Annotated in this window: 8 protein-coding genes; 6 read left to right on the top strand and 2 right to left on the bottom strand. The window is 67.2% G+C overall.

The features are described 5' to 3' along the window. Positions 1-177 precede the first annotated feature (177 nt). Genes ACFW6D_RS24910 through ACFW6D_RS24895 form a run of 4 tightly spaced genes read left to right on the top strand, consistent with a single transcriptional unit; the run spans position 178 to position 3207 of the window. Complete coding sequence (locus ACFW6D_RS24910) at positions 178-1413, top strand: hypothetical protein (protein WP_379331887.1); 1236 nt, start codon at positions 178-180, stop codon at positions 1411-1413. Between the two features lie 23 nt (positions 1414-1436). Continuing rightward, on the top strand, positions 1437-2054 hold the full coding sequence (locus tag ACFW6D_RS24905; protein ID WP_379331885.1) for an acid phosphatase: 618 nt from the start codon (positions 1437-1439) through the stop codon (positions 2052-2054). After that, on the top strand, positions 2051-2524 hold the full coding sequence (locus tag ACFW6D_RS24900) for a GNAT family N-acetyltransferase (protein WP_379331883.1): 474 nt from the start codon (positions 2051-2053) through the stop codon (positions 2522-2524). Before ACFW6D_RS24905 ends, ACFW6D_RS24900 begins: the two co-directional genes overlap by 4 nt. A 5-nt stretch (positions 2525-2529) precedes the next feature. After that, positions 2530-3207 (top strand): endonuclease V, encoded by a 678-nt coding sequence (locus tag ACFW6D_RS24895; protein WP_379331881.1) that lies wholly within the window; start codon positions 2530-2532, stop codon positions 3205-3207. Positions 3208-3211: 4 nt separating this feature from the next. Here ACFW6D_RS24895 and ACFW6D_RS24890 read toward each other — a convergent pair whose 3' ends face one another. Further along, positions 3212-3610, bottom strand: a complete 399-nt coding sequence (locus tag ACFW6D_RS24890; RefSeq protein ID WP_379331903.1) for a hypothetical protein — start codon at positions 3608-3610, stop codon at positions 3212-3214. A gap of 146 nt (positions 3611-3756) precedes the next feature. Between ACFW6D_RS24890 and ACFW6D_RS24885 the strand changes: the two genes are divergently transcribed. Beyond that, positions 3757-4701 (top strand): diacylglycerol/lipid kinase family protein, encoded by a 945-nt coding sequence (locus ACFW6D_RS24885; RefSeq protein WP_379331879.1) that lies wholly within the window; start codon positions 3757-3759, stop codon positions 4699-4701. A gap of 251 nt (positions 4702-4952) precedes the next feature. Next, positions 4953-5207, top strand: coding sequence for a WhiB family transcriptional regulator (locus ACFW6D_RS24880; protein ID WP_022567051.1), 255 nt, complete (start codon positions 4953-4955; stop codon positions 5205-5207). Positions 5208-5312: 105 nt separating this feature from the next. On the opposite strand, the gene ACFW6D_RS24875 is transcribed toward ACFW6D_RS24880, so the two are convergent. Next, the gene (locus ACFW6D_RS24875) at positions 5313-6827 is read right to left on the bottom strand and encodes a sensor histidine kinase (RefSeq protein WP_379331877.1); all 1515 of its coding nucleotides are present in this window, start codon (positions 6825-6827) and stop codon (positions 5313-5315) included. Positions 6828-6855 lie beyond the last annotated feature (28 nt).

The raw sequence follows: 6855 nt of genomic DNA, 5'->3' as shown, positions 1-6855 counted from the left end.
ACGAAGGAGCAAGCCCCGGTGGCTAACCGGCGGCCCCTTGGGGCCGCGACTCGAGCGCGCCAGCGCTCCAATAAACACAGCGTCAACCATCTGGGACTACCAGACATCGCGTCCCAGCCCAGAACAATCCGTCGCCCCGCGCACACAACAGCCGTCACGGCAAATACACTCGCTCCCGTGCTCGCACCCGAACGGCGGACGCGCGCCGACATCTTCGTAGCAATCGCGATCGCCGTCACTCTCGTAGTGGCGGCGTTCGTCGTCTGGGCGCGCGCCGACGCCACCGGCACGGATTCGGTCACCGCTTCCTCCCCCGCCCCGACCATCACCGCGGCGACGCAGCTGCCCACCACGCTGAGCGAGAAGTGGCATGCCGCCGACGAGTCCAGCAGGCGGGCGCTCGTGTCCGGGAATGTGGTGGTGACCGGCGATCACGGCACCGTGAGTGGGCGCGATCCGGTCACCGGCACGCAGTTGTGGTGGTACCGCCGGGATATGCCGCTGTGCGGGGTGGAGTCGCAGTTCGGTACCGCGATCGCCACCTATCGCGATCAGCGTGGGTGCAGTCAGTCGGTGATGCTCGAAGCCGACACCGGTCAACGCCGAGTCGCGCGCAGCAGCTACATGGACGACGAGATCCGGGTAACCGGCGACGGCACCTACCTGCTCGCACTCGGGCACGACCGCCTGGAGATGTGGCGTTCGGACCTGGTGCGCACCCTCGAGTACGGCTACGTCGATGCCCCGGTGAACCCGAATACGCAGCCGCGCACCGGATGTGAGCTGCGTTCGGCGGCGTCGAGTTCCTCGCGGCTGGCGGTGCTCGAGCGCTGCCCCGGCGACGCGACCGCCCGGCTGACGGTGCTCAACCCGGCGCCGAAGGAGTCGACCGCCCCCGAGGAACACGGCTCGCGAGTCCTCACCGCACCCGGTGCCGACTCCCCCGACGTACGCGTAATCGCGGTGTCGGACAACAAGATTGCCGTCTACTACCCGCCGACGGAACCCACCGCCACCGAACTCGGCCTCCCCGCGCGGATCGCCGTGCACGACGGCACCGGCAACGAGATCTCGACCCATCAGCTCGCCGCCCCCTGGGACGAGAGCACGACGGTGACCCGCGTCGGCTCGGCCATCTACGTCTTCACCGGCGACAGCCTTATTGCCTTGAGCTCCAGCACATTACAGCCGGTCTGGACGGTCCGCGACGCGATCGGCACCCCCGCGCTGATGGCGGGCAGACTGCTGGTCCCGGTCACCGACGGGCAGCTCGCGGTCGACAGCGGCAACGGCGCGATCGTCGCCCGGATCCCGGTCGAGCGCACCGACTACCGCGGCGACACCATCTCCACCGCCGTCCTCGGCAACACCGTCTTCGAACGACGCGGCGGACAGCTCTACGCGCTCGGCTGAACCCGCACTGCCATGATGGACCCATGTCCACCCCCGATGCCCGCCTGGTCCTGCTGCGCCACGGCGAAACCGAGTGGTCCAGTCAGCGCAGGCACACCAGCGTCACCGATCTGCCGCTGACCGAGCAGGGCGAAGCCCAGGCCGTCGCGGCCGGGCTGGTGCTGAAATCCCTCGACCTGCGCGATCCGCTCTGCTTCACCAGTCCGCGCCTGCGCGCCAGGCAGACCGCCGAACTGGCGGGCCTGTCCCCCATCGAGGTCGACGACGACCTGGTCGAGTGGAACTACGGCGAGTACGAGGGCATCACGACCGCCCAGATCCGCGAAACCGTGCCCGGCTGGACGGTGTGGACCGCGCCCGTCCCCGGCGGCGAGACGGCCGAACAGGTGGGCGCACGGGCCGACCGGGTGCTGGCCCGGGTCGAACCGGTACTGCCGGTGCACGATGTGGTCCTGGTCGGCCACGGGCACTTCTCGCGGGTGCTGATCGCGCGCTGGGCGGAGTTCGCGGTGCGCGAGGGCCGCCGCTTCGCGATGTCCACCGGCGCGGTCAGCGTGCTCGGTTTCGACCACGACGCCCACACCATCTGGGGCCACAATCTGACCACCCGCACCGAACCGATCGAAGGAGCCCAGCGATGAGCGTCCGCCGTGCCACCCCCGCCGATGTGCCCGCACTGGTGGGTCTCGTCCACGATCTGGCCGAGTACGAGAAGGCACCCGCCGAATGCACGCTCACCACGGAGCAGTTGCAGGCCTCGCTGTTCGGACCCGCGCCCGCGCTGTTCGCCCACGTCGCCGAGCTCGACGGTCAGGTGGTTGGTTGCGCGATCTGGTTCCTGAACTACTCGACTTGGGATGGCGTACACGGGATCTGGCTCGAGGACCTCTACGTGCGGCCCGAGACGCGCGGCACCGGCCTTGGCCGCGCATTGATCGCGGCGCTGGCCGCCGAGGCGGTCGAACACGGCTACAGCCGGGTCTCGTGGTCGGTGCTCACCTGGAACACCCCGTCGATCGCCTTCTACGAATCCCTCGGCGCCGTACCGCAAGACGAGTGGATCGGGTACCGCCTGTCGGGTGCCGAACTGGCCGCCGTGGCCGCGGGCTGAGCCGTATGCGTATTGCGCTACCCCATGATTGGCCGCGGACACCCGAAGAGGCGATCGCGCTACAGGACGAACTCCGCCCGCTGGTTTCCACGAAAAATACTGGGTCGCAACAATTTTCGACAGCGGCCGGAATTGATTCGGCCTACGTCGAGGACGGTACCGTCGCGACGGCCGCGGTAATTGTCGACATCGCCACCATGGAAACGGTGGAATCGGCCGTCGCGCACGGCATCTCGGAATTCCCTTATGTGCCGGGACTACTCGCGTTCCGCGAACTGCCCGCAACGGTTGCCGCATTGGAAAAACTCACTGCCACACCGGATCTGCTTGTGTGTGACGCACAGGGTTTGGCACATCCCCGACGTTTCGGGCTCGCGTGCCATGTCGGTCTGCTCACCGGAATTCCGACCATCGGTGTCGCCAAATCGGTGTGGGGTGAATACACCGAACCCGGACCGCGACGCGGTGATGTCAGCGATGTCACCATCGACGGTGAGATCGTCGGCCGCGCACTGCGCACCCGCGACGAGGTGAAACCGCTGTTCGTCTCGGTCGGCCACCTCATCGACCTCGACACCGCCTGCATCCAGGTTCTGACCCTCACGCAGGGCTTTCGTCAACCCGAAACGACCCGGCGAGCTGATCGCCTGTGCCGCGAGGCGCTACGCGCGGCAACAACCTGATGGGTCAGTAACGGGTCTGATCGTCGGGCATATCGGCGTAATCCTGTGCCATGAAGCGACTGGTCGCCGGAGCGAACAACAGCGCCAACCCACCCACCGCGACGAGCCCCAGCAAACTCCCCCACAGCGGCTGATGCGAGTCGGTCAGCAACGACCAGGCGACCGGCAGCAACAACACGTTCGCGATCACCGCGATGGCCCGCCCCCAGCGTTTGCCACGCAGCAGCCCGATGCCCGCCGCGAGCACCCCGCCGAACAACACCCCGAACCAGATCGCCGTGCCGACCCCGCTCGCCTCGGACTGATCGTGCCCGGTCAGCACCCGCACGATCAGCACGATCGCGGTCACCACCCCGGCCAGCCCCTCCAGCGAAACCAGCCCACCGGCGAGCCGCACCGTCATCGGGATACCGGTCGAGGACTGCGCGCCTTCGAGGGGCCGGTCACCGTCTGTCACGTCCTGCTCTGCCACGTGCCCCAGCCTACGACGCCGTGTCGTGGCCGCAGCGCGCACCGGCTGTTCGTCGGCGCGCATTACCCTGAGGCACTGTGCGGACGCTGCTCATTGTCAATCCCAATGCCACCTCGACGACCCCGGCCACCCGGGATCTGCTCGCGCACGCCCTGGAGAGCCGAACGCAGCTGACCGTTGCGCACACCCAGCATCGCGGCCACGCGGCCGAACTGGCCCAGTGGGCATCGACCCAGGAAATGGACCTGATCGTCGTGCACGGTGGCGATGGGACGGTCAACGAGACCATCAACGGCTTCCTGCCGGTGCCCCAGGTCGGCGACGACCAGGTCTGGCGCCCGCGCCTCGGCATCATCCCGGGCGGCTCGGCGAACGTCTTCGCCCGCGCGCTCGGCATCTCCCCCGATCCCGTCACAGCGACGAACCAGCTCATCGATCTGCTCGGCCGCGACGCCGACCGCCGGATCGGGCTCGGCCTGGCCGACGACCGGTGGTTCACCTTCAGCGCGGGCGTCGGCCTCGACGCCGATGTGTGCGAGGCCATCGACGCCGCCCGCGCCAAAGGCCGCAAGGCGACACCGACGCGGTATCTGGCCACGACGGTGCGCCAGTTCTTCCGGGCCAAGCGCCAGGATCCGACCGTTGTTGTCGAGGTCCAAGGACGAGATCCCGTAGAGGAGGTCTATTACGCCTTCGTCACGAATTCGAGTCCGTGGACCTATCTCGAGGACCGTCCGATTCGCACGAATCCCACCACCACCTTCGAATCGGGTCTCGGAGTGTTCGCGGTGAAGTCGATGAGTGTGACCCGCACCCTGCTGCTTGCCCGTCATTTGCTGACCGAGAACGGAAACCCCAAGTCGCCGATGCTTTTCCGGGCCGACGATGTGCCGACGGTGCGCGTCGAGACGGGCTCGGAGATCGGCCTGCAAATCGATGGCGACTTCATCGGAAAACGCAAGATGGTGCATTTCACATCTGTGCCGAGCGTGCTCGATGTGGTGGCTCCCAAACCGTCCTGAGCGCCGAACTCGCAGAAAAATCTCCAGGTTGCGCTGCGAAAACCCGGCGACGCGAGTACAAAGGACCGGGCAGGTTCCCCTTGTGGGGGCCTAGAGCGTGATCTCCCCCACGGTGCGCCGGAGACCTATTGACATCTACGGTGATCGTGAAAGCATTCACAAGCAACCGTGCGGAAACATTCGAGTCGCACAAGTGAACGATCCACAAACTACTGGCGCCCTTTGTGGCGCCCGCGCAAAGGAGCAGAGGAATGGACTGGCGCCACAAGGCCATCTGTCGCGATGAGGATCCCGAACTGTTTTTCCCGGTGGGTAACAGTGGTCCTGCGCTCGCGCAGATTGCCGATGCCAAGCTGGTCTGCGCCCGCTGCCCCGTCACGGCCGATTGCCTGTCCTGGGCACTGAAGTCCGGGCAGGATGCCGGCGTGTGGGGTGGAATGAGCGAAGACGAGCGTCGCGCGCTCAAGCGTCGCAACGCGCGCACCCGTACGCGTACCTCCGTCTAGTCGACGGAGTCGGCGTTGCCGGGCCATCAGCCCCGGCCCGGTAACGCATGTGTGAGAACCCGGCACCTTCTCGGTGCCGGGTTTATTGTTGCCCTACTTCAGCTTTCAGCGACCGGACCGACGTCCGAGCGGAACGCGCAGGACCGCGTCCGTGCCCACATCGGCACCAGGATGTAATCCGATCGAGCCGCCCAGTTCCGAGGTGACCAGGGTGCGCACGATCTGCAATCCCAACCGGTCGGAACCTTCCAGACTGAACCCTGCCGGTAGCCCACGGCCGTCGTCGGAGATGATCACGTCGAGCCAGCGGGCCGAACGTTCCGAGCGAATCGTCACGGTACCGTTCTCGCCCGCGTCGAAGGCGTGCTCGATCGCGTTCTGCACCAGTTCGGTCAAGACCATCACCAGCGGTGTCGCGCGCTCGGCGGAGAACACTCCGAGCGAACCCGCGCGGCGCACCTTGATCCGCGCGGTGTGCACCGTCGCCACATCCGCCATGATCGGCAGCAGCCGGTCGATGACCTCGTCGAGGTCGACTTCCTCGTCCACCGACATCGACAGCATCTCGTGCACCGACGCGATGGAGGTGACGCGGCGCACCGATTCGGTCAGTGCCACTTGGGCTTCCGGGTTCTCGGTGCGGCGGGCCTGTAGTCGCAGCAGCGCGGCCACGGTCTGCAGATTGTTCTTGACGCGGTGGTGGATCTCGCGGATCGTGGCGTCCTTGCTCAGCAACGCGCGGTCGCGCCGCTTCACTTCGGTGACATCGCGCACCAGCACCGCGGGCCCGGCCAGTTCCCCGCCCGGACGCAGCACCAGCGTGCGCAACAGCACCGTGGCCCCACGTGCTTCGACTTCCATCCGGCGTCCGGTGCGCCCGGCCAGCGCGGCCTGGATATCGGCCACCACTTCCTGGGCGTCGAACGGATCGGTGATCAGCGAACGGGTGGTCACCGCGAGATCCTGGCCGACGAGATCGGCCTGCATCCCCATCCGGTGATAGGCCGAGAGCGCGTTCGGGCTCGCGTAGACGACGATGCCCTCGGTGTCGAGACGGATGAAACCGTCGCCCGCGCGCGGACTCGAGTGCGTGGCCGCCCGGTCCTCCGGCACCGGGAAGCTGCCGTCGGCGATCATCTGACACAGATCGTCGGCACAGGACACGTAGGCCGTTTCGAGGGTGCTGCGCACGCGCGAACGGGCCAGGTCGGAGTCGCGACTGAGCACGGCGATCACGTCGTCGCCGCAGCGCACCGGAATCGCTTCGCGCACCGCGTGCACCGGGCTCGGGTGGTAGACCCCGCTCACCTCGACCTCGGCGTCGGTGCGCGCGGTGTCGCCGCTGAGCAGGGCGTCGAAGACCTGCGGGAAATCGGTGCGCGAGGCGGTGCTGCCCACCTTGTCCTCGAGATGCACGGTGGGTGCGGTCGTGGGCCGGATCTGGGCCACGCACACCACATCGGATCCGTCGATGACCGGGCCCGCGCCCACCCACAGCAGCAGATCCGAGAACGAGAGGTCGGCGAGCAACTGCCAATCGCCCACCACCCGTTGCAGATGGTCCACGGCGATGCCGGGAAGGTCGGTGTGTTCGGCCAGGAGCTCGCTCAGTGTTGCCACGCTGGATCTACCGCTTCGTTCTCGTGTG

Origin of the sequence: Nocardia sp. NPDC058705 (assembly GCF_042749305.1) — a bacterium.
In the GTDB taxonomy this organism is placed as follows: domain Bacteria; phylum Actinomycetota; class Actinomycetes; order Mycobacteriales; family Mycobacteriaceae; genus Nocardia.
Note: the sequence above shows the minus strand (reverse complement) of the source record. Positions and strands in the feature narration are given on the sequence as shown.